Source organism: Pseudomonas sp. 22526 (assembly GCF_052044735.1).
Classification (GTDB): Bacteria; Pseudomonadota; Gammaproteobacteria; order Pseudomonadales; family Pseudomonadaceae; genus Aquipseudomonas; species Aquipseudomonas piscium.
Genome location: NZ_JBQENK010000010.1, coordinates 152,825 through 174,771, shown reverse-complemented (window position 1 = coordinate 174,771; position 21,947 = coordinate 152,825). Strand labels below are relative to the sequence as shown.

At 58.5% G+C, this 21,947-nt stretch carries 22 protein-coding genes; 15 read left to right on the top strand and 7 right to left on the bottom strand.

Annotated elements, in window-relative coordinates:
• Positions 1–2 precede the first annotated feature (2 nt).
• The 3 genes from ACTJKT_RS17270 to ACTJKT_RS17260 all read right to left on the bottom strand — a co-directional run bounded on the left by ACTJKT_RS17270 (position 3) and on the right by ACTJKT_RS17260 (position 2,472).
• A complete protein-coding gene (locus ACTJKT_RS17270; RefSeq protein ID WP_440787916.1) occupies positions 3–989 on the bottom strand; it encodes a FecR family protein in 987 nt (328 codons plus the stop codon).
• A 198-nt stretch (positions 990–1,187) separates the two neighbouring features.
• The gene (gene aqpZ / locus ACTJKT_RS17265) at positions 1,188–1,877 is read right to left on the bottom strand and encodes an aquaporin Z (protein WP_440787915.1); all 690 of its coding nucleotides are present in this window, start codon (positions 1,875–1,877) and stop codon (positions 1,188–1,190) included.
• A gap of 304 nt (positions 1,878–2,181) precedes the next feature.
• A complete protein-coding gene (locus ACTJKT_RS17260) occupies positions 2,182–2,472 on the bottom strand; it encodes a hypothetical protein (protein WP_440787913.1) in 291 nt (96 codons plus the stop codon).
• 231 nt (positions 2,473–2,703) lie between these two features.
• Between ACTJKT_RS17260 and ACTJKT_RS17255 the strand changes: the two genes are divergently transcribed.
• Positions 2,704–3,420 carry a response regulator transcription factor gene (locus ACTJKT_RS17255; RefSeq protein WP_007921041.1) on the top strand — a complete coding sequence of 239 codons (717 nt, stop codon included), beginning with the start codon at positions 2,704–2,706 and terminating at the stop codon, positions 3,418–3,420.
• A 76-nt stretch (positions 3,421–3,496) separates the two neighbouring features.
• On the opposite strand, the gene gyrB is transcribed toward ACTJKT_RS17255, so the two are convergent.
• Genes gyrB through dnaA form a run of 4 tightly spaced genes read right to left on the bottom strand, consistent with a single transcriptional unit; the run spans position 3,497 to position 9,702 of the window.
• On the bottom strand, positions 3,497–5,914 hold the full coding sequence (gene gyrB / locus ACTJKT_RS17250) for a DNA topoisomerase (ATP-hydrolyzing) subunit B (protein ID WP_023967687.1): 2,418 nt from the start codon (positions 5,912–5,914) through the stop codon (positions 3,497–3,499).
• Positions 5,915–5,918: 4 nt separating this feature from the next.
• On the bottom strand, positions 5,919–7,022 hold the full coding sequence (recF, locus tag ACTJKT_RS17245) for a DNA replication/repair protein RecF (protein WP_007924472.1): 1,104 nt from the start codon (positions 7,020–7,022) through the stop codon (positions 5,919–5,921).
• A 20-nt stretch (positions 7,023–7,042) separates the two neighbouring features.
• Positions 7,043–8,146 carry a DNA polymerase III subunit beta gene (dnaN, locus tag ACTJKT_RS17240; RefSeq protein WP_009046209.1) on the bottom strand — a complete coding sequence of 368 codons (1,104 nt, stop codon included), beginning with the start codon at positions 8,144–8,146 and terminating at the stop codon, positions 7,043–7,045.
• 38 nt (positions 8,147–8,184) lie between these two features.
• Positions 8,185–9,702 (bottom strand): chromosomal replication initiator protein DnaA, encoded by a 1,518-nt coding sequence (dnaA, locus tag ACTJKT_RS17235; protein ID WP_307949426.1) that lies wholly within the window; start codon positions 9,700–9,702, stop codon positions 8,185–8,187.
• 566 nt (positions 9,703–10,268) lie between these two features.
• Between dnaA and rpmH the strand changes: the two genes are divergently transcribed.
• The 14 genes from rpmH to ACTJKT_RS17165 all read left to right on the top strand — a co-directional run bounded on the left by rpmH (position 10,269) and on the right by ACTJKT_RS17165 (position 21,947).
• Positions 10,269–10,403, top strand: a complete 135-nt coding sequence (gene rpmH / locus ACTJKT_RS17230; RefSeq protein ID WP_003213577.1) for a 50S ribosomal protein L34 — start codon at positions 10,269–10,271, stop codon at positions 10,401–10,403.
• Between the two features lie 16 nt (positions 10,404–10,419).
• On the top strand, positions 10,420–10,821 hold the full coding sequence (gene rnpA / locus ACTJKT_RS17225) for a ribonuclease P protein component (protein WP_025806875.1): 402 nt from the start codon (positions 10,420–10,422) through the stop codon (positions 10,819–10,821).
• Positions 10,814–11,059: a membrane protein insertion efficiency factor YidD gene (yidD, locus tag ACTJKT_RS17220; RefSeq protein ID WP_010465488.1), complete on the top strand. Its 246-nt coding sequence runs from the start codon at positions 10,814–10,816 to the stop codon at positions 11,057–11,059. Before rnpA ends, yidD begins: the two co-directional genes overlap by 8 nt.
• A 2-nt stretch (positions 11,060–11,061) precedes the next feature.
• Complete coding sequence (yidC, locus tag ACTJKT_RS17215; protein WP_440787908.1) at positions 11,062–12,744, top strand: membrane protein insertase YidC; 1,683 nt, start codon at positions 11,062–11,064, stop codon at positions 12,742–12,744.
• Positions 12,745–12,835: 91 nt separating this feature from the next.
• Positions 12,836–14,206: a tRNA uridine-5-carboxymethylaminomethyl(34) synthesis GTPase MnmE gene (mnmE, locus tag ACTJKT_RS17210; protein WP_440787906.1), complete on the top strand. Its 1,371-nt coding sequence runs from the start codon at positions 12,836–12,838 to the stop codon at positions 14,204–14,206.
• Positions 14,207–14,805: 599 nt separating this feature from the next.
• The gene (gene mnmG / locus ACTJKT_RS17205) at positions 14,806–16,698 is read left to right on the top strand and encodes a tRNA uridine-5-carboxymethylaminomethyl(34) synthesis enzyme MnmG (protein ID WP_025806877.1); all 1,893 of its coding nucleotides are present in this window, start codon (positions 14,806–14,808) and stop codon (positions 16,696–16,698) included.
• Positions 16,695–17,339 (top strand): 16S rRNA (guanine(527)-N(7))-methyltransferase RsmG, encoded by a 645-nt coding sequence (gene rsmG, locus ACTJKT_RS17200; RefSeq protein WP_009051701.1) that lies wholly within the window; start codon positions 16,695–16,697, stop codon positions 17,337–17,339. Before mnmG ends, rsmG begins: the two co-directional genes overlap by 4 nt.
• A gap of 18 nt (positions 17,340–17,357) precedes the next feature.
• Positions 17,358–18,155, top strand: a complete 798-nt coding sequence (locus tag ACTJKT_RS17195; RefSeq protein WP_009051700.1) for a ParA family protein — start codon at positions 17,358–17,360, stop codon at positions 18,153–18,155.
• Positions 18,156–18,164: 9 nt separating this feature from the next.
• A complete protein-coding gene (locus ACTJKT_RS17190; RefSeq protein WP_102676302.1) occupies positions 18,165–19,037 on the top strand; it encodes a ParB/RepB/Spo0J family partition protein in 873 nt (290 codons plus the stop codon).
• 148 nt (positions 19,038–19,185) lie between these two features.
• The gene (locus ACTJKT_RS17185) at positions 19,186–19,593 is read left to right on the top strand and encodes a F0F1 ATP synthase subunit I (RefSeq protein WP_016703952.1); all 408 of its coding nucleotides are present in this window, start codon (positions 19,186–19,188) and stop codon (positions 19,591–19,593) included.
• A 16-nt stretch (positions 19,594–19,609) separates the two neighbouring features.
• On the top strand, positions 19,610–20,479 hold the full coding sequence (gene atpB / locus ACTJKT_RS17180; RefSeq protein ID WP_025806879.1) for a F0F1 ATP synthase subunit A: 870 nt from the start codon (positions 19,610–19,612) through the stop codon (positions 20,477–20,479).
• Between the two features lie 133 nt (positions 20,480–20,612).
• Positions 20,613–20,870 (top strand): F0F1 ATP synthase subunit C, encoded by a 258-nt coding sequence (atpE, locus tag ACTJKT_RS17175; protein ID WP_002555987.1) that lies wholly within the window; start codon positions 20,613–20,615, stop codon positions 20,868–20,870.
• A 57-nt stretch (positions 20,871–20,927) separates the two neighbouring features.
• Positions 20,928–21,398, top strand: coding sequence for a F0F1 ATP synthase subunit B (locus tag ACTJKT_RS17170; RefSeq protein WP_007924504.1), 471 nt, complete (start codon positions 20,928–20,930; stop codon positions 21,396–21,398).
• 12 nt (positions 21,399–21,410) lie between these two features.
• Positions 21,411–21,947 carry a F0F1 ATP synthase subunit delta gene (locus ACTJKT_RS17165; RefSeq protein ID WP_007924505.1) on the top strand — a complete coding sequence of 179 codons (537 nt, stop codon included), beginning with the start codon at positions 21,411–21,413 and terminating at the stop codon, positions 21,945–21,947.

The following is a 21,947-nucleotide window of genomic DNA, read 5'->3' as shown; positions in this document are numbered from 1 at the left end:
AGTTACTGAACACGCGTGGTCCTGGGGTAATAGAAGATGTCATAGACCCCCGTCTCTCCTTCGAGTCCGTGCTCATCGAAAGCAGAAAGGCGGACATGATAAAAAAAGGCTTCCAGGCCGCTGAAGTTGACTTCCGGCGTGCTGGAAAACTGTTCCTGCTTGATATTGAGGAAGGTCTTGTCGGTCGCCACCTGGGCCCGGTAACGCTTGGCGCCCGGCAAGGGCTTCATGATCAGTTGCCAGACCGGCAGACCACCTGTCTGGCCCGCCTGGCCCATCAGCTGCGGCGCGGGCAACAGATCGACCGGTTTCAGCGGGCCTTCTTTCTGGATGCGCAAACCTTGCCGCCCCATGACCTGGACTTCACCCGCCACAGGTCCCACCGGTTTATCCACAGGGCGTTTCTTGCCCTTGGTCTTTTTCGGCGCTTCGCCGTCTTCGCGATTGACCGCTACCTGGCCGTTGAGCACTTCCACCAGCGACTGCTGATCGTCGTTACGCACCCGGAAGTGTGTGCCGCGTACACCCAGCACGCCGATCGGGGTGACGATCTGGAAGCGGTCGTAATCGCTCGGGCGCTTGATGACATAGGATTCGATCTGCCCCTGCTCGAGCGCGACCTGGGGGATCGCATGTTCCTCGTTCAGGTGCAGGGTGATCTGGGAACTGGAGGGCAGCACCACCAGCGAGCCATCGCCCAGGGACAGGCTGACGAATGCCGACGGCGAGGTCTTCACCCCTTCGAGCTCATCGACGCTCATGCCTTCTTCCAGGGGCATCTGGTTGCCCTTGGCATCCAGCTTCCAGGCTTCGCCCGTGAGGTGCTCGACCGTCGCCGGCAGCGGCTGGCCACGGCATTGCTGGTTGTCATCGATATAGGGAGGGCGCTTGGGCGCTGCAATGGCAGCCTGCGCCGTGGAAAAGGCCAGTGTGCTGCCGAGCAGAAATGAAACGAGCATGGCCCGGTGGCGGATATGCAAGGAGGTCATGGGTTCATAGGTCCGTAGTCGCGCTCTTCTGAAGTCCGTGCCATTAGAACTGCATTGTTAGCGTTCTGACCATACCTCTTGAACCAAGGCCGGCCAGGGTCATTCCTTTACGGAACAAACAGCACAACCGCTAAAGAGCGGCTGTGTTGTCTGGCTCCATGCCGGCTGGATGCGAATCGGCGCATCCAGCCGTTCAGGTCAGTCCCGCTCGCTGGAGATCAAGCGATAGGCCAGAGCTCCCAGCCCTGCGCCCAACAGAGGTGCTACCCAGAACAGCCACAGCTGGGACACTGCCCACTCGCCGGCGAAGAAGGCGACCGCGGTGCTGCGGGCCGGGTTGACCGAGGTATTGGTGACCGGAATGCTGATCAGGTGGATCAGGGTCAGCGTCAGGCCAATGGCAATCGGGGCAAAACCGGCTGGTGCACGCTTGGCGGTGGCGCCCAGGATGATCAGGAGGAACATCGCCGTGAGCACGACTTCGGTCAACAGCGCGGCGAACATCGAGTAGCCGCCAGGCGAGTGTTCACCGTAACCGTTGGCCGCGAAGCCCGCCGAAGCGTCGAACCCGACCTTGCCGGAAGCGATCAGGAACAGTACGCCACCCGCGGCAAGTCCACCGAGAACCTGGGCGACGATATAAGGCAGCAGCCGGCTACCCGGGAAACGCCCGCTCAACCACAGGCCAACCGAGACCGCAGGGTTGAGGTGAGCCCCGGAAATCGGACCCAATGCATAAGCCATGGTCAGGACGCTCAGGCCAAAGGCCAGGGCTACCCCCAGATAACCGATCCCGAACTGCGGAACGCCGGCCGCCAGCACGGCGCTCCCGCATCCGCCCAGGACCAACCAGAACGTACCGAAAAACTCAGCGCCGAATGTCTTCATCAGAGGCCTTCACAGATAAAAAATGAGGAGTTGTTTGTTGGCTGGCGGCGCCGTGGGGCCGCGCGGGAGAGGAGGGATGACACATCCCTGTGTCGGAGCATTACGTCCTGAGGAGGCACTCCTTGTATTCCCCTGTACTGCAAACCGAAGACAAGCCCCGGCCTGACGTCCGCCAATCCGGCGGTTGACACTCCCTGTGTCGGAGCACTTCCGATTGCCCCTGTGTGCCACTCAGCGACTACAAATTTACCGACATGCCGTGGAGGCCGGGCCGGTTTGCAATATTTGTTCAGAATTGTCTGATCTAGAACACCCAACGCTGCTGCTCCTGATAGACCATGGGCTGCGCCATCTGTGTCTGTGGCGCGCTGATCGGGGCGAACCCCTGGGAGTCGCTGAACCCGATAGTGGTTACAGACGGGCTGAAATAACGCTGCACCGGCAAGGCGTAATCCGAAGACGGCAGCACAGGCTGCTCCGCGGTCGACCCCAGGCTCAGGCAAGCCGCGAGCATCAGAGTGGTAAATCGAGCCAGGTCCGCTGCCTGCGCAATGCGCGCGTAGAGCAACCGCCCCTTCCCCAGGATGTTCCCCATAGTCCTTTTCCTTGCACGTTCGAGCCGGTATCGTTCTGCAATGAATGCAGGCCGGATGGACAGTGCTCCTGTCGGCTACCGGCTATATGACATCAGCGTACCGAGCAAAGGTATGAACCAGAGCAATTCGCCACAATTGTTCAGATTCGTCTGATCAGCCTAAACTCAGCGCCAGGAAAGGCCTCAAATAAAGCCATCAGCACTCTCTCGCGATAAAAGGAACTGCCCCGCATGCGTGTCGCAATACTGGATGACGAGCCCGCCGAACTGGCGCGGGTGGAACAGACACTGCGACAGATCCCCGGCCCCGGGGAACAGCCATGGACGCTGCACAGCTTCGAGCGTGGCGAGGACCTGCTGCGGCAGCTGCGGCGCGAGACCTTCGACCTGCTGATTCTCGACTGGCAACTGCCGGACCTCAGCGGACTCTCATTGCTGCGCTGGACCCGCGAACACATGGAGGCGCCACCGGCCGCCATCATGCTCACCAGCCGCGATGCCGAGAGCGATATCGTCCAGGCCCTGAACACCGGTGCCGACGACTATGTGAGCAAACCGTTCCGCCCCAACGAACTCAAGGCACGGGTGACCGCCGTCCTGCGCCGCCATGGCTTGCAGCGTTCGGCGGCCGTCGAGGTGCAGACCTTCAACGACCTGGCCTTCGACGACGCCGAGCTGACCGTGACCCGAGCCGGCAGCCCGATCAGCCTCACCGAACGCGAGTACCGCCTGGCCCGCTGCCTGTTCGCCAATCTGGGTCGCCCTCTATCCCGGGAATACCTCTACGAGCGTTTCTGGACCCATGAGGAAATTGTCTCTTCCCGTCCCCTGGACACTCACATCTACCGCTTGCGCAACAAGCTGGGGCTGACCGCGGATCGTGGCTGGCAGCTGCTGACCATCTATGGCTATGGCTATCGCCTGGAAAGTGTCTCGGCGGCGGAGTAGGGCGACCTTTTAGCCGGGCAATAAAAAAGGCCAACGCTGAGCGTTGGCCTTTTTTATTTCGGCGATGCAACCCGGATCAGAAGTCCAGGTTGGATACCGCCAGGGCGTTGCTTTCGATGAAGTCGCGACGAGGCTCGACCGCATCACCCATCAGGGTGTTGAAGATCTGGTCGGCGCCGATGGCGTCTTCGATGGTGACCTTGAGCATGCGACGCACGCTTGGGTCCATGGTGGTTTCCCACAGCTGATCCGGGTTCATCTCGCCCAGACCTTTGTATCGCTGGATGGTGTGGCGCTTGGTGCTTTCGGTCATCAGCCAGTCCAGGGCTTCCTTGAACTCGGTCACCGCCTTCTTGCGTTCGCCGCGCTGAATATAAGCGCCTTCGTCCAGCAGGGAGCTCAGTTGAGCGCCGAGGGTAACGACGGTCTTGTAGTCATTGCTGCCGAAGAAGTCGCGGTTGAAGGTGACGTAGTTCGACAGGCCGTGGGAGATCAGTTCGACCTCTGGCAGCCAGACATTACGTTCACGGTCTTCACGCAGGCTGGCCTTGTAGACCAGGCCGGACTTCTCGACGGTGCGCAGGCGGACTTCATATTGGGCCAGCCAATCCTGCATGGCCGCGTGATCGGAGAGTTGCTCCAGGCTCACGGCCGGCAGGTAGATGAAGTGCTCGGTCAGCTCCTGAGGGTACAGGCGCGACAGACGCTTGAGGGTTTTCATGACCATGCGGAAGTCGTTCACCAGGCGCTCCAGCGCCTCGCCGGAAATACCCGGTGCGTCTTCGTTCAGGTGCAGGCTCGCATCTTCCAGGGCCGACTGCGTCATGTACTCTTCCATGGCGTCGTCGTCTTTGATGTATTGCTCTTGCTTGCCTTTCTTGACCTTGTACAGCGGCGGTTGAGCGATGTAGATGTAGCCACGCTCGATCAGCTCCGGCAGCTGACGGAAGAAGAAAGTCAGCAGCAGGGTACGGATGTGCGAACCGTCGACGTCGGCGTCGGTCATGATGATGATGTTGTGATAACGCAGCTTGTCGATGTTGTACTCTTCGCGGCCGATGCCGCAGCCGAGTGCAGTGATCAAGGTGCCGACCTCTTGCGAGGAAATCATCTTGTCGAAGCGCGCTTTCTCGACGTTAAGGATCTTGCCCTTGAGCGGCAGAATCGCCTGGGTCTTGCGGTTGCGTCCCTGCTTGGCGGAGCCGCCAGCAGAGTCACCTTCCACCAGGTAGAGTTCGGAAAGGGCAGGGTCTTTTTCCTGGCAGTCCGCCAGTTTGCCCGGCAGGCCGGCGATATCCAGCGCACCTTTACGGCGGGTCATCTCACGGGCCTTACGCGCCGCTTCACGGGCGCGGGCGGCGTCGAGCATCTTGCCGACCACCAGCTTGGCTTCGTTCGGGTTTTCCAGCAGGAAGTCGGAGAAGTACTTGCCCATTTCCTGTTCGACCGCGGTCTTCACTTCGGAAGACACCAGCTTGTCTTTGGTCTGGGAGCTGAACTTCGGATCCGGCACCTTGACCGAAATGATCGCGGTCAGGCCTTCGCGGGCATCGTCACCGGTGGTGGCGACCTTGTGCTTCTTCGCCAGACCTTCCTGCTCGATGTAGTTGTTCAGGTTACGCGTCAGTGCCGAACGGAAGCCCACCAGGTGGGTGCCGCCGTCGCGCTGAGGAATGTTGTTGGTGAAGCACTGCAGGTTTTCGTTGAAGCTGTCGTTCCACTGCAGGGCGATTTCCACGCCGATGCCGTCTTCACGCTGCACATTGAAGTGGAACACCTGGTTGACCGCAGTCTTGTTGGTGTTCAGGTATTCAACGAACGCGCGCAGGCCGCCTTCGTATTTGAACAGTTCTTCCTTGCCGCTGCGCTCGTCCTTCAGAACGATACCGACACCGGAGTTGAGGAAGGACAGTTCACGAATCCGCTTGGCCAGGATGTCCCAGCTGAAATGGATGTTCTTGAAGGTCTCGCTGGAAGCCTTGAAGTGAATCTGGGTACCGGTGGTTTCGCTATCACCGACGATCGCCATAGGCGCCTGAGGCACACCGTGAACGTAGGTCTGTTCCCAGATCTTGCCACTGCGGCGAACGGTCAGGACCAGTTCTTCGGACAGGGCGTTCACTACCGACACACCCACACCGTGCAGACCACCGGATACCTTGTAGGAGTTGTCGTCGAACTTACCGCCGGCGTGCAGCACGGTCATGATGACCTCGGCTGCGGAAACGCCTTCTTCTTTATGCACGTCTACCGGGATGCCGCGACCGTTGTCACGCACGGTAATGGATTCGTCCGGGTGGATGATGATGCTGATGTCGTCGCAGTGGCCGGCCAGAGCTTCGTCGATCGAGTTATCGACCACCTCGAACACCATATGGTGCAGACCGCTGCCATCGTCGGTGTCACCAATGTACATACCGGGACGTTTGCGTACGGCATCCAAACCTTTCAGCACTTTAATGCTGCTCGAGTCGTACGTGTTTTCTTCGCTCATGCCTTCACTCCCGATGGTCGTGGGTCTGGGTGATACGGCCCTGTTCCACGTGGAACAGGGCAACTGGCGTTTCCGTCTGCCAGCCTTCCCTCAATAATTCGTGGTCTACACAGGTGATGAACACCTGGCAGCGTAAGTCTTCCAACAAGCGACAAAGTGCGCGGCGATGCTGCTCGTCCAGCTCGGACGGCAAGTCATCCACCAGATAAATACACTGACCGCGCCGGGCCTGGCTGACCAGGTGCCCCTGGGCGATCCGCAAGGCACAGACCACCAACTTCTGCTGACCGCGGGACAAGATGTCCGCAGCGTTGTGTGCGCCCAATCTGAGACGCAAATCAGCACGTTGGGGGCCAGCCTGGGTATGACCCATTTGCTGATCACGATGGAGGGATGTCGCGAGCACTGCACTGAGCTCTCGCTCTTTATCCCAACCACGGTAATAGCTAAGCGTTAAGCCCTCGAGCTCTACCAGCTCGCTCAAGGTCCGCTCAAAGACTGGTTTCAAGGCTTTGATATAAGCGCGGCGGTATTCATCAATTTCAGCGCTGGCCTGACACAGTTCCCTGTCCCAGGCTGCTTGCGAAGCGGCGTCAAGTGTACCATGCCGCAGCCATGAGTTCCGCTGCCGCAGGGCCTTCTGCAAGCGCTGCCAGGTTGACATGAAGCGCGGTTCCACGTGGAACACGCCCCAATCGAGGAACTGGCGCCTGATTTTCGGAGCCCCTTCCAGCAAGCGGAAACTGTCCGGGTTGATTAACTGCAGGGGCAGGATCTCCGCCAGCTGCGCCGCGCTGCGGGCGTTCTGCCCGTCGATGCGGATCTGGAACTCACCCTGGCGGTCTCGAGATATCCCCAGGCTGCTATGTCCTCCTTCCGCCAGCTCGACCTGACCGAATACCGTACAGGCGAGTTGCTCATACTGGATCACCGGCAATAAACGGGCACTGCGAAACGAGCGAGCAAGCCCCAGCAAGTGGATGGCTTCCAGCACGCTGGTTTTGCCACTGCCGTTGGCGCCGTAGAGGAGGTTGATGCGGGGGGAGGGGGAGAAGGTCACCGGGTGCAGATTGCGCACCGCGGTGACCGAGACGCGACTGAGGGACATCTAGCTTCCGCTGAGCATGATTACAGGCGCATCGGCATGACAACGTAGGCCGAGTCGTCGTTGTCGGATTCCTGCACCAGCGCACTGCTGTTGGAATCGGACAGGATCAGGCGTACCTGTTCGGTGGTCATCACGCCCAGCACGTCGAGCAGGTAGCTCACGTTGAAGCCGATCTCCAGCGAACCGCCGTTGTATTCCACGCCGACTTCTTCTTCCGCCTCTTCCTGCTCCGGGTTGTTGGCCTGGATTTTCAGCTGGCCGTTGGCCAGTTGCAGACGGATACCGCGGTACTTCTCGTTGGACAGGATCGCGGTACGGCTGAAGGCTTCGCGCAGCGCCTGACGGTCGCCCAGCACCAGCTTGTCACCGCCCTTCGGCAGCACGCGCTCGTAGTCCGGGAACTTGCCGTCGACCAGCTTGGAAGTGAAAGTGAATTCGCCGGTGGTCGCGCGGATGTGGTGCTGACCCAGCACGATGCTGACATTGCCGTCCGGCTCGGTGAGCAGGCGGGCCAGTTCCAGGATGCCCTTGCGCGGCACGATCACCTGGTGGCGATCCGGCTGACCGATATCGGCCTGCATCGAGCACATGGCCAGGCGGTGACCGTCGGTGGCCACGGCACGGATGATGCCGGCGGAAACTTCCAGCAGCATGCCGTTGAGGTAGTAGCGCACGTCCTGCTGGGCCATGGCGAAGCTGGTGCGTTCGATCAGGCGACGCAGCTTGCTCTGCTCCAGCTGGCAGGTCAGCGACCCCGGGCCTTCTTCCACAGTCGGGAAGTCGTTGGCCGGCAAGGTGGACAGGGTAAAGCGGCTACGGCCAGCCTTGACCACCAGCTTCTGCTCGTCGACCTTGATGTCGATCAGGGCATCGTTCGGCAGGCTCTTGCAGATGTCCATCAGCTTACGCGCCGGGACAGTGATTTCGCCTGGCTCTGCCGGCTCTTCCAGCTGCACGCGACCGACCAGCTCGACTTCCAGGTCGGTACCGGTCAGCGACAGTTGCTGGCCTTCGACAACCAACAGCACGTTGGAAAGTACCGGCAAGGTCTGACGACGTTCGACGACGCCGGCGACCAGTTGCAGGGGTTTCAACAGGGCTTCGCGTTGAATGGTGAAATGCATGGTCTAGTCCCTTGCCTTAATAAGCTGCGCTGGAGTCATCAAGTGGTCAGAGTACGCAGCAGGTTCTTGTAGTCCTCGCGGATGTCCGCGTCGGATTCCTTAAGTTCATTGATCTTGCGGCATGCGTGCAAGACCGTGGTGTGGTCGCGGCCGCCGAACACGTCGCCGATTTCCGGCAGGCTGTGGTTGGTCAGTTCCTTGGACAAGGCCATGGCCACCTGGCGCGGACGCGCGACAGAGCGCGAGCGACGCTTGGACAGCAGATCGGAGATCTTGATCTTGTAGTACTCGGCGACTGTACGCTGAATGTTATCCACAGAGACCAGCTTGTCCTGCAGGGCCAGCAGGTCCTTCAGCGATTCGCGAATCAGCTCGATGGTGATGTCGCGCCCCATGAAGTGCGAGTGGGCGATGACACGCTTGAGTGCACCCTCCAGCTCACGCACGTTGGAGCGAATCCGCTGGGCAATGAAGAACGCCGCATCGTGGGGCAGTTCGACTTTGGCCTGGTCGGCTTTCTTCATCAGAATCGCGACCCGGGTTTCCAGTTCCGGTGGCTCTACCGCCACGGTCAGGCCCCAGCCGAAGCGCGATTTCAGGCGTTCTTCCAGGCCTTCGATTTCCTTCGGATAGCGGTCACTGGTGAGAATCACCTGTTGGCCGCCTTCGAGCAGGGCGTTGAAGGTGTGGAAAAACTCTTCCTGGGAACGCTCCTTGCGGGCGAAGAACTGGATATCGTCGATCAGCAAAGCATCCACCGAACGGTAGAAGCGCTTGAATTCATTGATCGCGTTGAGTTGCAGCGCCTTGACCATGTCCGCCACGAAGCGCTCGGAATGCAGGTACACGACCTTGGCATTCGGGTTCTTCTTTAATAGATGGTTACCCACAGCATGCATCAAGTGGGTCTTACCCAAACCTACGCCGCCATAAAGGAAGAGCGGGTTGTAACCATGCTTGGGGTTGTCGGCTACCTGCCAGGCCGCGGCGCGGGCCAGCTGGTTCGACTTACCTTCCACAAAGTTTTCGAAGGTGAAAGTGCGGTTCAGGTAACTGGTGTGCTTGAGCGCACCTTCTACCTGAACGGTGCGCTGTTCGGCGCGCACTGGAGCCTGCTGCGAGCTGGCCCCCGCCATCGGGTCGAAGCTGTCACGAGAGGGTTCTTCGCTGACTTCGGCGACTTTCTGGGTCGCCGGCTTGCTCGGTGCGGCCGGAGCCGGCGCAGCGACCGGGGCGGCAGCTGCCTGCTGAACCTGCGAGGCAACGGCGGCGGCCAATGGCGCATTAGGTGCCGCACGAGGAGCGGAACTGCGTTTGCTGCCTATTAATAAGGAAAGCGCCGGCGCCATGCCATTGCCATGCTCATCCAGCAGCTCGAGCACACGGCCCAGGTACTTTTCGTTGACCCAATCGAGAACAAAACGATTCGGTGCGTATACACGCAACTCGTCGCCTTCGGCTTCGACCTGTAGCGGACGGATCCAAGTGTTGAATTGCTGGGCAGGCAGCTCATCACGCAGAAGCTCCACGCACTGCTGCCAAAGTTCCACTGACACGGATATCCCCTAAGTTGAAAGCCGGTGAGGCAAAAACAAGCCGCCATTGTAACGACCAGACGCACACTTATCCACATGTAGGTTGATCACAGGACGCTATGAATCAACGCTTTATCCCGAAAAAACACGACCAATGGTATGTGCATAAGCTCTGTGGATAACCACGCCTGAGGGCATTGTACAACTGGGGGCGAAAATCGGTGGATAACCCGCTTGTGGATAACTCACCTTTCCACACACAGCTTTTCCGATAGCGCAGCACAGGCAGAACACCGTTTCTCGACAGTGTTGTCATTCTCTGTACAGCACGTCTTATAAGGGCTGAATGTAGTTATCCACAGATAGGGGCGTCCCTAGCCTTTATAAGCTTTACAGAAAAGCTTTAAATAATTCCCTTCTTTATTTTTATATCTGGCTGACCGGTTCTTCAGCCTCGGAGGCGGACATACCCAGATAAAGGAAAAGCTGGTTGGAAATTGACCTAGAGGCTTGCTTTCTCTAGAATCGCCGATCTCTTAAAACGGGGGCCATTCCGGCCCGTTGTGGACGAACCAGGTAACACGACAATGAAACGTACTTTCCAACCAAGCACTATCAAACGCGCTCGTACCCACGGTTTCCGTGCTCGCATGGCTACCAAGAACGGTCGTGCCGTCCTGTCGCGTCGTCGCGCCAAAGGTCGTGCGCGTCTGGCAGTTTGATACTCCGGCACTGGAGGTGAGTCAGGACTTCAGTCGGGAAAAGCGTCTGCTTACCCCCCGGCATTTCAAGGCAGTCTTTGACTCCCCTACCGGCAAGGTTCCGGGGAAAAATCTCCTGCTCCTTGCGCGCAACAACGATCTGGATCATCCCCGTCTGGGGCTGGTTATCGGAAAAAAGAGCGTCAAGCTCTCCGTTGAGCGCAATCGCCTCAAACGTCTGATGCGCGAATCGTTTCGCCTGAACCAGGATTCTCTGGTCGGCTGGGACATCGTTATCGTCGCGCGCAAAGGTTTGGGCGATGTAGAAAACCCCGAATTGATTCAGCATTTCGACAAGCTCTGGAAGCGTCTGGCCCGTAACAAGCCGGCACCAGCAGTCAAAACCGAAACTGTAGGGGTAGACAGCCCGAATGCGTAAACTGGCACTCGTTCCGATCCAGTTTTACCGCTATGCCATTAGTCCTCTGATGGCCAGTCACTGTCGTTTCTACCCCAGCTGTTCCTGCTACGCGTATGAAGCCATCGAAAATCATGGCCTTCTGCGCGGTGGCTGGCTGACCTTTCGTCGTTTAGGTCGCTGTCATCCGTGGAATCCCGGTGGTTATGACCCGGTTCCACCTATCCCTACCTCCCGTTCTTCTTCGATGGCCGAGTAATCATGGATATTAAACGCACGATCCTGATCGTCGCCCTGGCAATCGTGTCCTACGTCATGGTTCTTAAGTGGAACCAGGATTATGGCCAGGCTGCCCTGCCGACTCAGAATGTTGCTGCCAACACCGCCACCCCGGCTCTACCGGATACGCCTGTTGGTAACAATGCTTCCGCCAGTGCCGATGTACCCAGCGCGAATACCGATACCAGCACCCCTACCGAAACTCCGGTAGCGGCAAGCAAAGACCTCATCCAGGTAAAAACGGATGTGCTCGATCTGGCTATCGATCCTCAAGGTGGTGATATCGCCCAGCTGAAGCTGCCGCTGTATCCACGTCGCCAGGACCATCCGGAAATTCCGTTCCAACTGTTCGATAACGGTGGCGAACGTACTTATCTGGCGCAAAGCGGCCTGACCGGAGTCAACGGTCCGGATGCTCGCCCTGCAGGGCGCCCGGTTTATTCGGCCGAGAAAAAGACTTATCAACTGGCTGACGGCCAGAACCAGCTGAATGTCGACCTGAAATTCAGCGACGCCGGCGTCAACTACATCAAGCGTTTCACCTTTACCCGCGGTCTGTACGATCTGAAAGTCACCTATCTGATCGACAACACCAGCGACAAGGCCTGGACTGGCAACCTGTTTGCCCAGCTCAAACGCGACGCCAGCTCCGATCCTTCTTCCAGCACCGCCACCGGCACCGCGACTTACCTGGGCGCCGCCCTGTGGACAAGTTCCGAGCCGTACAAAAAAGTGTCGATGAAAGATATCGACAAGGGCTCGCTGAAAGAAACCGTGCAAGGTGGCTGGGTTGCCTGGCTGCAACACTACTTCGTGACCGCCTGGATCCCGGCGAAGAACGAAAGCAACGTGGTGCAGACCCGCAAGGACAACCAAGGCAACTACATCATCGGTTTCACTGGCCCGGCGCTGACCGTTGCACCAGGTGCCAAGGCTGAAACCACCGCCACTCTGTACGCCGGTCCGAAAAGCCAGGCCGTACTGAAAGAGTTGTCTCCAGGCCTGGAACTGACCGTCGACTACGGCATTCTGTGGTTCATTGCCCAGCCGATCTTCTGGCTGCTGCAACATATCCACAGCATTGTGGGTAACTGGGGCTGGTCGATCATCTTCCTGACCATGCTGATCAAGGGGATCTTCTTCCCGCTGTCGGCGGCCAGCTACAAATCCATGGCGCGCATGCGTGCAGTGGCGCCGAAACTGGCGGCTCTGAAAGAGCAATATGGCGACGACCGGCAGAAAATGTCGCAAGCCATGATGGAGCTGTACAAGAAAGAGAAGATCAATCCGCTGGGTGGTTGCTTGCCAATCCTCGTGCAGATGCCGGTGTTCCTGTCCTTGTACTGGGTACTCCTGGAAAGCGTGGAAATGCGCCAGGCGCCGTTCATGCTGTGGATTACCGACCTGTCGATCAAGGATCCGTTCTTCATCCTGCCGATCATCATGGGCGCCACCATGTTCATCCAGCAGCAGCTGAACCCGACTCCTCCGGATCCGATGCAGGCCAAGGTGATGAAAATGATGCCAATCATCTTCACCTTCTTCTTCCTGTGGTTCCCGGCGGGTCTGGTGCTGTACTGGGTTGTGAACAACTGCCTGTCGATCGCCCAACAGTGGTACATCACACGTAAGATCGAAGCCGCTACCAAGAAAGCAGCTGCCTGACCTACTCTGTGGATAACCACTCAAAACGCCCCCTAGTGGGGCGTTTTGCTATCTGTCACTTTTGTCTGCCTCTTTATGTCTGGAGCGGGTTATGAATGTCCCTCGTGAAACCATCGCAGCCGTAGCCACTGCCCAGGGGCGTGGTGGTGTGGGCATCGTGCGTATTTCCGGACCGCTGGCCAGCGTTGCCGCCAAGGCCATCAGCGGCCGCGAGTTGAAACCGCGTTATGCCCATTACGGGCCGTTTTTCAGCGATCGGGACGAGGTCCTGGACGAGGGGATCGCCCTGTATTTCCCGGGGCCGAACTCCTTTACCGGCGAAGATGTGCTGGAACTTCAGGGCCATGGCGGCCCGATCGTCCTGGATATGTTGCTGCAGCGTTGCCTGCAGCTGGGCTGTCGCCTGGCCCGGCCGGGGGAATTCAGCGAGCGCGCGTTCCTCAATGACAAGCTCGACCTGGCCCAGGCCGAAGCCATCGCCGACCTTATCGAAGCCAGTTCCGCACAGGCCGCGCGCAACGCACTGCGCTCTTTGCAGGGAGCGTTCTCCAAGCGTGTGCATAACCTGACCGAACAATTGATCGCACTGCGTATCTACGTCGAGGCGGCCATCGATTTTCCCGAGGAAGAAATCGACTTCCTGGCCGATGGCCACGTCCTGCAGATGCTTGATGCAGTGCGCGACGAGTTATCCACTGTAGTCCGCGAAGCCGGGCAGGGTGCCTTGTTGCGTGACGGTATGACTGTGGTCATTGCTGGCCGACCCAATGCCGGCAAGTCCAGCCTGCTCAATGCCCTGGCCGGGCGCGAAGCGGCCATTGTCACCGAGATCGCCGGCACTACTCGGGATGTGCTGCGCGAACATATCCACATCGACGGCATGCCGTTGCACGTTGTGGATACCGCGGGGCTGCGCGATACCGAGGACCAGGTGGAAAAGATCGGTGTGGAACGTGCCCTCAAGGCTATTGGCGAGGCCGACCGCGTATTGCTGGTGGTCGACGCCACGGCACCGGAAGCGCTGGACCCCTTCGCCCTGTGGCCGGAATTCCTGGAACAGCGGCCGGATCCGGCGAAAGTCACGCTGATCCGCAACAAGGCCGACCTGACCAGCGAAGCGATCGCCCTGGAGGTCAGCGACGATGGCCATGTGACGATCAGCCTCAGTGCCAAGGCGGGAGGCGAGGGCCTGGAACTGCTGCGTGAACACCTCAAGGCCTGCATGGGTTACGAGCAGACATCCGAAAGCAGCTTCAGCGCACGCAGGCGTCACCTGGAAGCCCTGCACCACGCCAGTGACGCGCTTGAACATGGCCGTTCGCAATTGACCCTGGCCGGAGCCGGCGAGCTGCTGGCTGAAGACCTGCGCCAAGCCCAGCAATCCCTGGGAGAAATTACTGGCGCTTTCAGCTCGGACGACCTGCTGGGCCGGATCTTCTCCAGCTTCTGCATCGGTAAATAACCCCATCCCCCTACAAGGAGCAGCCGTTCGACGGCTCGCTTGCTCGTGATGCTCAATGGCGGTGTTCCGCCGGCATCACGGGCAAACCCGCTCCTGCAATCCCCCGTACTTCCCATCATTTCCGAGTTTGCCGGGCGCCATCGAGCGCTTCGGTGGATTTCTCGTGGGCGCCCTTTGGTCGTCTGAGCCTTTTTTCTGTGGATTAAGCCCTGTGAATAACTGCCCTCAGGCTCAGTTGATAACAGGGCCTCAAAACTGAGGAAAACCCGCTCTGTGGATAAGCACCACTTTAATCCACAGGCTTACAGCGGTTATCCAAGGGCCTCGTGGCCACCTAACCACAGACTTTTGAATCTCTGTACACATTGAAAATAAAGGGCTGCATGAATCTATCCACAGATAGGTCGGTGCCTAAGAATAAACATAAAAACAAAGATTTTATAAATTTCTTTCTTTTTAATTTCTTTTGTCCGCGAGTCATCCACAAGCTGGTTAAATTTTGTGCAAAGGGTTCTTTAGGAAGGGCGAAGACCCTATACTTGTCCGTTATCCCAAGAACCCATCCTTTTTTACCCATATAAGCAGGCACGAGGTGCGTGGTGGATTTCCCTTCCCGTTTTGAAGTGATCGTCATCGGCGGCGGTCATGCCGGTACCGAGGCAGCACTTGCATCAGCACGCATGGGGGCAAAAACCCTGTTGCTGACGCACAACGTGGAAACCCTCGGAGCGATGAGCTGCAATCCCGCGATTGGCGGGATCGGTAAAAGTCATCTGGTCAAAGAAATCGATGCCCTCGGCGGCGCGATGGCCATGGCTACCGATAAAGGTGGTATTCAGTTTCGGGTGTTGAACAGCCGCAAAGGCCCGGCCGTGCGCGCTACTCGCGCCCAGGCCGACCGTATCCTGTACAAGGCCGCTGTCCGCGAAATCCTGGAAAACCAGCCGAACCTGTGGATATTTCAACAGGCGGCCGATGACCTGATCGTCGAGCAGGACCAGGTTCGCGGCGTAGTGACCCAGATGGGCCTGCGTTTCTTCGCCGAATCCGTGGTGTTGACCACTGGCACCTTCCTCGGTGGACTTATCCACATCGGGATGCAGAACTATTCCGGCGGCCGCGCCGGCGATCCACCTTCGATTGCCCTGGCCCATCGTCTGCGTGAACTGCCGCTGCGTGTCGGCCGCCTGAAAACCGGCACGCCGCCGCGCATCGATGGCCGTTCCGTGGATTTCTCGGTGATGACCGAACAACCGGGCGATACGCCGATTCCGGTGATGTCGTTCCTGGGCTCGAAAGAGCAGCATCCGCGCCAGGTCAGCTGCTGGATCACCCATACCAATGCTCGTACCCACGAGATCATTGCTTCCAACCTTGATCGTTCGCCGATGTATTCCGGGGTGATCGAGGGGATCGGCCCGCGCTACTGCCCATCGATCGAAGACAAGATCCATCGCTTTGCCGACAAGGAAAGCCATCAGGTCTTCATCGAGCCAGAAGGCTTGACCACTCACGAGCTGTACCCGAACGGGATATCCACATCCTTGCCGTTCGATGTGCAGTTGCAGATCGTGCAATCGATCCGCGGTATGGAAAACGCCCATATCGTGCGTCCCGGCTACGCCATCGAGTACGACTACTTCGATCCGCGCGACCTGAAGTACAGCCTGGAAACCAAAGTGATCGGCGGCCTGTTCTTTGCCGGCCAGATCAACGGCACCACCGGCTACGAAGAAGCCGGCGCCCAGGGTTTGCTCGCCGGCGCCAACGCCGCATTGCGCGCGCAGGGCAAAGACAGCTGGTGCCCGCGTCGCGACGAGGCCTACATCGGTGTGCTGGTGGACGACCTGATTACCCTGGGCACCCAGGAACCGTATCGGATGTTCACATCCCGTGCCGAATATCGCCTGATCCTGCGCGAAGACAACGCCGACCTGCGCCTGACCGAAAAAGGTCGGGAACTGGGTCTGGTCGACGATGTCCGTTGGGCTGCGTTCTGCAAAAAGCGCGAAGGCATTGCCCTGGAAGAGCAGCGCCTGAAAAGCACCTGGGTTCGTCCGGGTACCGAACAAGGCGATGCGATCGCCGAAAAGTTTGGCACGCCGCTGACCCACGAATACAACTTGCTGAATCTGCTGAGCCGTCCGGAAATCGACTACGCTGGTCTGGTCGAAGTGACTGGGCAGGGCGCAGAAGATCCACAGGTCGCCGAACAGGTCGAGATCAAGACCAAGTACGCCGGTTACATCGATCGCCAGCAGGACGAAATCGCTCGTCTGCGGGCCAGCGAAGACACCAAGCTGCCTGTGGATATCGACTACAGCAACATCTCCGGCCTCTCGAAAGAGATCCAGAGCAAGCTCGGCGCCACTCGTCCTGAAACCCTGGGCCAGGCTTCGCGGATCCCGGGAGTTACCCCGGCGGCGATTTCCCTGTTGATGATTCACTTGAAAAAACGCGGCGCGGGCCGTCAGTTGGAGCAAAGCGCTTGAGTTCGCAGGTCACCTCGCAACATGCAGAAGAGTTATCCACAGGTGCTCGCCAACTCGGTGTCAACCTGACAGAAGCCCAGCACGAATTGCTGCTGGGTTATCTGGCCCTGTTGATCAAATGGAACAAGGCTTACAACCTGACCGCCGTGCGCGATCCGGATGAAATGGTCTCGCGTCATCTGCTCGATAGCCTGAGCGTGATGTCGTTCATCGAAAACGGCCGCTGGCTGGACGTTGGCAGTGGCGGCGGGATGCCGGGTATTCCATTGGCTATCCTGTTTCCGGATTCGCAAGTGACCTGCCTGGACAGCAATGGCAAGAAAACCCGCTTCCTGACCCAGGTCAAACTGGAACTGAAGCTGGATAACCTGAATGTTATCCACAGTCGGGTCGAAGCTTTCCAGCCGCAGCAGCCATTCAACGGGATCATTTCCCGGGCGTTCAGCAGCATGGAGAACTTCACCAACTGGACTCGCCACCTCGGCGACCGCGATACACGTTGGCTGGCAATGAAGGGCGTTCATCCCGCCGATGAGCTGGTAGCATTGCCGGCAGACTTCCACCTCGATAGCGAACACGCCCTGGCCGTACCCGGTTGCCAAGGCCAACGCCATCTGCTGATACTGCGCCGCACGGCATGATTGGGAACACAAGCAAGAATGGCTAAGGTATTCGCGATAGCGAACCAGAAAGGTGGTGTGGGCAAGACCACCACCTGCATCAACCTCGCAGCATCGCTGGTTGCTACCAAGCGCCGGGTGCTGTTGATCGATCTCGATCCACAGGGCAACGCCACCATGGGTAGCGGTGTGGATAAACACGGCCTGGAAAATTCGGTCTACGACCTGCTGATCGGCGAATGCGATCTGGCCCAGGCCATGCACTACTCCGAGCACGGCGGTTATCAACTGCTGCCGGCGAACCGCGACCTGACCGCCGCGGAAGTCGTTCTGCTGGAAATGCAGATGAAGGAAAGCCGTCTGCGCAGCGCCCTGGCGCCGATCCGGGAAAACTACGATTACATTCTGATCGACTGCCCGCCGTCGCTGTCGATGCTCACGCTCAACGCCCTGGTCGCCGCCGATGGGGTGATTATCCCCATGCAGTGCGAGTACTTCGCACTCGAAGGGTTGAGCGACCTTGTGGATAACATCAAGCGCATCTCCGAATTGCTCAATCCGAACCTCAAGGTCGAAGGCCTGCTGCGGACCATGTACGACCCGCGCCTGAGCCTGATGAACGATGTGTCCGCGCAGCTCAAGGAACACTTCGGCGATCAGCTGTACGACACGGTGATCCCACGCAACATCCGTCTGGCGGAAGCCCCCAGTTATGGCATGCCGGCGTTGGCCTACGACAAGCAGTCCCGCGGTGCCATCGCCTATCTGGCCCTCGCTGGCGAGATGGTTCGTCGGCAACGGAAAAATTCACGCGCAGCCGCTGCCCAGCCAACTTAAGGAATCCCCATGGCCGTCAAGAAACGAGGTCTCGGACGTGGACTGGATGCACTGTTGAGTGGTCCGACTGTCAGCGCACTGGAAGAACAAGCGGTTCAAGCCGATGTGCGTGAGCTGCAGCATCTGCCACTGGACCTGATCCAGCGCGGCAAGTATCAGCCGCGCCGGGACATGGACCCACAGGCGCTGGAGGAACTGGCGAGCTCGATCAAGACTCAGGGCGTGATGCAGCCGATCGTGGTGCGTCCGATCGGTTCCGGCCGTTTTGAAATCATCGCCGGCGAGCGTCGCTGGCGCGCCAGCCAGCAGGCGGGCCAGGAAACCATCCCGGCTATGGTCCGCGATGTGCCGGACGAAACCGCCATCGCCATGGCGCTGATCGAGAATATCCAGCGCGAAGATCTCAATCCCATCGAGGAAGCGGTTGCCCTGCAGCGTCTGCAGCAGGAATTCCAGCTGACTCAGCAGCAGGTTGCCGAGGCTGTGGGTAAGTCCCGCGTCACCGTCGCCAACCTGTTGCGCCTGATCGCTTTGCCTGAAGTGATCAAGACCATGCTGTCCCACGGCGACCTGGAAATGGGTCATGCCCGTGCCTTGCTGGGTTTGCCGGAAAATCAACAGGTTGAAGGGGCGCGACACGTTGTCGCACGTGGCCTCACCGTACGCCAGACTGAAGCCCTGGTTCGCCAGTGGTTGAGTGGCAAACAGCAGCCTGCCGAACCTGTCAAACCCGACCCGGATATCGCGCGCCTGGAGCAACGCCTGGCCGAGCGCCTAGGCTCTGCGGTGCAGATTCGTCACGGAAAGAAAGGGAAAGGTCAGTTGGTCATCGGGTATAACTCCCTCGATGAGCTCCAGGGTGTCCTTGCACACATCCGCTGAAACATTTCCTCATGTAGCGTGCAGTCGGAAATCACTACCCGGCAGTTGAATAGGGGCTGAACCGCCCCTATACTCTGCGCGCATTTTGTCGGCACAAATTATGCCAAGTTATTGAATTCTGGCAGCCGACCCATGAGGAGCAAGAGTGATGGAAACCCGCACGCCAAACCGCTTGCCGTTCCATCGCTTGGCGGTTTTCCCGGTTTTATTGGCTCAATTGGTCGTTTTACTGCTGGCCGCCTTGGCGCTCTGGCAATGGCATGGAGTCGTAGCCGGATACTCAGGCCTTTGCGGGGGACTGATAGCCTTGCTACCCAATGTGTATTTCGCTCACAGGGCATTTCGGTTTTCCGGCGCCCGAGCAGCTCAAGCCATCGTTCGGTCTTTTTATGCCGGCGAGGCGGGCAAACTGATTTTGACGGCAGTGCTCTTTGCATTGACGTTCGCAGGTGTGAAGCCATTGGCGCCGCTAGCTGTATTCGGCGTCTTCGTGTTGACCCAACTGGTCAGCTGGTTCGCTCCCCTGCTTATGAGAACAAGACTTTCGAGACCTTAGGGCGTTTGAGGCAACCATGGCAGAAACAACCGCTTCGGGCTATATCCAGCACCACTTGCAGAACCTGACCTTCGGTCAGCTACCTAATGGCGGCTGGGGCTTTGCCCACACCGCAGCAGAAGCCAAAGAAATGGGCTTCTGGGCATTCCACGTCGATACTCTCGGCTGGTCTGTGGCGTTGGGTCTGATCTTCGTTCTTCTTTTCCGCATGGCGGCCAAGAAGGCAACTTCCGGTCAGCCAGGTGCTTTGCAGAACTTCGTTGAAGTATTGGTCCAGTTTGTCGATGGCAGCGTGAAAGACAGCTTCCATGGCCGTAGCCCAGTGATTGCACCGCTGGCACTGACCATCTTCGTCTGGGTGTTCCTGATGAACGCCATCGACCTGATCCCGGTCGACTGGATTCCTCAGCTGGCCATCCTGATCTCCGGCGATGCGCACATTCCTTTCCGTGCCGTATCGACTACCGACCCGAACGCCACGCTGGCCATGGCCTTCTCGGTGTTTGCGCTGATCATTTTCTACAGCATCAAGATCAAGGGCATCGGCGGCTTCATCGGCGAACTGACCCTGCACCCGTTCGGCAGCAAGAACATCTTCATTCAGGCGCTGCTGATTCCGGTGAACTTCCTGCTTGAATTCGTGACGCTGATCGCCAAGCCAATCTCCCTGGCACTGCGTCTGTTCGGCAACATGTACGCTGGCGAACTGGTGTTCATCCTGATCGCCGTGATGTTCGGCAGCGGCCTGCTCTGGCTCAGCGGCCTGGGCGTGGTGCTGCAATGGGCGTGGGCTGTGTTCCACATCCTGATCATCACCCTGCAAGCGTTTATCTTCATGATGCTGACCATCGTCTACCTGTCGATGGCGCACGAAGAGAACCATTAAGACCGGTCTCGACTAGTCTGATGTCCCTCCCGGTCAAACGGGAGGGGGCCCGTATAGGGCACGATGAAACGATTTGTTTTACCGCTTTAATCTAAAAAACCTAAACCATACGACGTAAAAGTCGGGAGGAAAGATGGAAACTGTAGTTGGTCTAACCGCTATCGCTGTTGCACTGTTGATCGGCCTGGGCGCACTGGGTACCGCAATTGGTTTCGGCCTGTTGGGCGGCAAGTTCCTGGAAGGCGCTGCGCGTCAGCCAGAAATGGTTCCAATGCTGCAAGTTAAAATGTTCATCGTTGCCGGCCTGCTCGACGCCGTAACCATGATCGGCGTTGGTATCGCTCTGTTCTTCACCTTCGCGAACCCCTTCGTTGGTCAACTCGCTGGCTAATCACTCGAATTTTCGAGTTGATTGGTGTGATGGACAACGAACGAGCGAGGTGTTGGCGTGAACATTAATGCAACCCTGATTGGCCAGTCCGTTGCGTTCTTCATTTTTGTACTGTTTTGCATGAAGTTCGTGTGGCCTCCGGTCATCGCGGCTTTGCACGAACGTCAGAAGAAGATCGCGGATGGACTGGACGCTGCCAGCCGAGCAGCTCGCGACCTGGAACTGGCCCAAGAGAAAGCGGGTCAGCAACTGCGCGAAGCAAAAGCTCAGGCAGCCGAAATCATTGAGCAAGCCAAGAAACGCGGTAACCAGATCGTCGAAGAGGCTGTTGAAAAAGCCCGTGTCGACGCTGACCGTGTGAAGGTTCAGGCTCAGGCCGAGATCGAGCAGGAACTGAACAGTGTCAAAGACGCGCTGCGTGCCCAACTGGGTGTGCTGGCCGTTGGCGGCGCCGAGAAGATCCTGGGTGCCACAATCGATCAAAACGCGCACGCGGAGCTGGTTAACAAACTGGCTGCTGAAATTTAAGCGAGGGCGATCATGGCAGAACTGACCACGTTGGCCCGACCTTACGCTAAGGCGGCCTTCGAGCACGCTCAGGCCCACCAGCAGCTGGCCTCTTGGTCAGCCATGCTCGGCCTGGCTGCAGCGGTGTCGCAAGACGACACCATGCGGCGCGTGCTCAAGGCCCCGCGACTGACGAGCGCAGACAAGGCCGCCACGTTTATCGACGTGTGCGGCGACAAGTTCGATGCCAAGGCACAGAATTTCATCCACGTCGTTGCCGAAAACGACCGTCTCCTGCTTCTGCCGGAGATCGCCGCTCTGTTCGACCTGTACAAGGCCGAGCAAGAGAAGTCGGTAGACGTGGAAGTCACCAGTGCTTTTGCGTTGAACCAAGAACAGCAAGACAAACTCGCCAAGGTTCTCAGTGCACGACTCGACCGGGAAGTGCGCCTGCAAGTTGCGGAGGACGCTGCCCTGATTGGTGGTGTCGTCATCCGCGCCGGCGACCTGGTTATCGATGGCTCGATTCGCGGCAAAATCGCGAAACTTGCCGAAGCATTGAAATCTTGA

Excerpts from the sequence above, each read along its gene's own strand:
- yidD (WP_010465488.1), top strand. The coding sequence starts at position 10,814 with ATGCGTAAACTGGCACTCGTTCCGATCCAGTTTTACCGCTATGCCATT.
- dnaN (WP_009046209.1), bottom strand. The coding sequence starts at position 8,146 with ATGCATTTCACCATTCAACGCGAAGCCCTGTTGAAACCCCTGCAACTG.
- ACTJKT_RS17255 (WP_007921041.1), top strand. The coding sequence starts at position 2,704 with ATGCGTGTCGCAATACTGGATGACGAGCCCGCCGAACTGGCGCGGGTG.
- atpB (WP_025806879.1), top strand. The coding sequence starts at position 19,610 with ATGGCAGAAACAACCGCTTCGGGCTATATCCAGCACCACTTGCAGAAC.
- gyrB (WP_023967687.1), bottom strand. The coding sequence starts at position 5,914 with ATGAGCGAAGAAAACACGTACGACTCGAGCAGCATTAAAGTGCTGAAA.
- mnmE (WP_440787906.1), top strand. The coding sequence starts at position 12,836 with ATGAATGTCCCTCGTGAAACCATCGCAGCCGTAGCCACTGCCCAGGGG.
- recF (WP_007924472.1), bottom strand. The coding sequence starts at position 7,022 with ATGTCCCTCAGTCGCGTCTCGGTCACCGCGGTGCGCAATCTGCACCCG.
- ACTJKT_RS17165 (WP_007924505.1), top strand. The coding sequence starts at position 21,411 with ATGGCAGAACTGACCACGTTGGCCCGACCTTACGCTAAGGCGGCCTTC.
- ACTJKT_RS17195 (WP_009051700.1), top strand. The coding sequence starts at position 17,358 with ATGGCTAAGGTATTCGCGATAGCGAACCAGAAAGGTGGTGTGGGCAAG.
- ACTJKT_RS17260 (WP_440787913.1), bottom strand. The coding sequence starts at position 2,472 with ATGGGGAACATCCTGGGGAAGGGGCGGTTGCTCTACGCGCGCATTGCG.
- ACTJKT_RS17185 (WP_016703952.1), top strand. The coding sequence starts at position 19,186 with ATGGAAACCCGCACGCCAAACCGCTTGCCGTTCCATCGCTTGGCGGTT.
- yidC (WP_440787908.1), top strand. The coding sequence starts at position 11,062 with ATGGATATTAAACGCACGATCCTGATCGTCGCCCTGGCAATCGTGTCC.
- ACTJKT_RS17190 (WP_102676302.1), top strand. The coding sequence starts at position 18,165 with ATGGCCGTCAAGAAACGAGGTCTCGGACGTGGACTGGATGCACTGTTG.
- aqpZ (WP_440787915.1), bottom strand. The coding sequence starts at position 1,877 with ATGAAGACATTCGGCGCTGAGTTTTTCGGTACGTTCTGGTTGGTCCTG.
- ACTJKT_RS17270 (WP_440787916.1), bottom strand. The coding sequence starts at position 989 with ATGACCTCCTTGCATATCCGCCACCGGGCCATGCTCGTTTCATTTCTG.
- rpmH (WP_003213577.1), top strand. The coding sequence starts at position 10,269 with ATGAAACGTACTTTCCAACCAAGCACTATCAAACGCGCTCGTACCCAC.
- atpE (WP_002555987.1), top strand. The coding sequence starts at position 20,613 with ATGGAAACTGTAGTTGGTCTAACCGCTATCGCTGTTGCACTGTTGATC.